This window comes from Psychromonas aquimarina ATCC BAA-1526, from assembly GCF_000428725.1.
Classification (GTDB): Bacteria; Pseudomonadota; Gammaproteobacteria; order Enterobacterales; family Psychromonadaceae; genus Psychromonas; species Psychromonas aquimarina.
In genome coordinates, this window is sequence record NZ_AUAM01000122.1 from 1 (window position 1) to 1,965 (window position 1,965).

Below are 1,965 nucleotides of genomic sequence, written 5' to 3' on the forward strand. Positions count from 1 at the left end.
CTGCTTATCTCAGCTGGCTATTTATTTTGAAGGGCGTTTAGACAGCGTACTGGATATTTAATGAATTACCCTGACACAGAATTTTGAACGCCCTCCGAGTTACATTAAGACCATCGCTGTAAGTATTTTCAACTGTTAGTACTTGTTCATTCGGATCAACTACAGTGTATGAATAAAACGCTGTGTATTTGTCGAATTTAGCAAAACTATCAACTACACCTTGCGTTGATTCTGCATTATAGATATCCCATGCTAAATGGAATGATGGAACAGAATCAGTTTCGATGATTTCACCACCTGCTAGTTCACGAGCTGTACCTTCATCGGCCATTGTATTTCCAAGTAAAACTTGATTACCTTTCGTTACACCGCCGTAAGGAAGTAAACCTGCCCATGTTTGAACGATTTTAGTTTTGCCATCGATATCAGTATGATTGATAACTAACAAGTTTTCATAATTGATAGCCATGTAATCATAGTTGGTATGAGCCCAAGCTTTACCAGAACCATCACCGTATGCGAAACTTGTACAATGGGTTGGTGCATTAGGATCATGAGCTACAGCATTTTGTGGTACTTCTTCTAAGAAACCGATACCACCGTTACGCTGTGATTCAAGAATAGCTTCATCAGCCATACCAACTGCAAGTAAACGATTCGGAGACATATTTAAACTTTCAGAAAGACCTTTAATATAAGCGCCGGCATCAGGAGATTTAGCAGCAAGATGTGTATATACTTTGTTCTCGGCGAAAGTTTTAGTGATTTTATCTACACTAAGATCTTTAAGCATAATTCCAAGAACTTCATCGAATCTATCGATACTACGTAGTACTTGATCGCCTGCAACATCCCCCACATGTTTACCAAGTTCATAAGAAGAACCAGTGAATTGGACTTCAGCAATTTGGTCTGTATGTTGAATAAGTTTTGCATTAGCAGAAGCACTAAAAACTGCAGCTGCGGCAAGTGTTAAAGCGATAATTGATTTTTTCATAAACCCTCTATTTTCAATTGGTTGCATATTTTGGTTGTAGTAGATAGCTGAATATTTGAATACATTATTCCCTTTTTTCTATTACTACGTATTAAACGTGTTTTTAGTGATCAATAGTGAAAGGTTAGAAATGATGCAGTAAACTTGGATAAGTTATGCAAAAGGCGAACAGTTGAGATAAATAAATTACGAGAAGCAAATGTTAGGAAGAACAACAAATTTGAAACGAGGCACAATATAAGTAATATGTACTATCAAGTTTAAACAACATTGCATAATACTAAGGTCTTATATCGTACTTGATATTTCAATAAATAAGCAGGTTTTAACGGTGACGGTTATCAATGATCGCCGTTAAGAATCTGCTGACTTTAATTATTCCCAGCCCATTCTATATCCGCATGTCTATCACTCTCCAGTAATTTTTACTTCCCTAGTCAGTTATACACCCCAGTAGCGCCTGTTTTGTTTATAAAGCTGCAGATTATGTCACTGCGAAGGTTATCAAGGGCCTTTTTGAATTCCCTTTGTAAAAGATAAGGTTAGATGTGTTTAAAAAATGTGCATATCTTCCTGGTGACGTATTTGTCGAATCACGATTCTCTTATATATATTTACAATTCATTGAATTGATTTGATTTTTTGTTTATTGTGAGATCATTGATAAATATCATATACAACAGGGCAATTGCGTCACTGTGACGTATATAAAGCTGTTATATTTCAATCAAAAGTTTGAAAAACTAAGGAATCACAATGGAAAAAACGGAATTCACCTTACCGAATTTACTATCTTACGACGACGAAATGCGAGATGAATTTAGAAGTTCTTTTTATAAGAAACCTGTAACTGATAGATTTGATTTTATTCAGTTAGAAATGGTCCCCAAAAATCGGACACGATCTTAAGTGATTAATCTGTTTTAATAACTAGCATCACAGCTGGAGCAGATTATGACTAGAAAACG

At 35.6% G+C, this 1,965-nt stretch carries 1 protein-coding gene; it reads right to left on the minus strand.

Annotated elements, in window-relative coordinates:
- Positions 1-37: 37 nt before the first annotated feature.
- Positions 38-997, minus strand: coding sequence for a C45 family peptidase (locus tag G337_RS26830; RefSeq protein ID WP_051303423.1), 960 nt, complete (start codon positions 995-997; stop codon positions 38-40).
- Between the last annotated feature and the right edge of the window lie 968 nt (positions 998-1,965).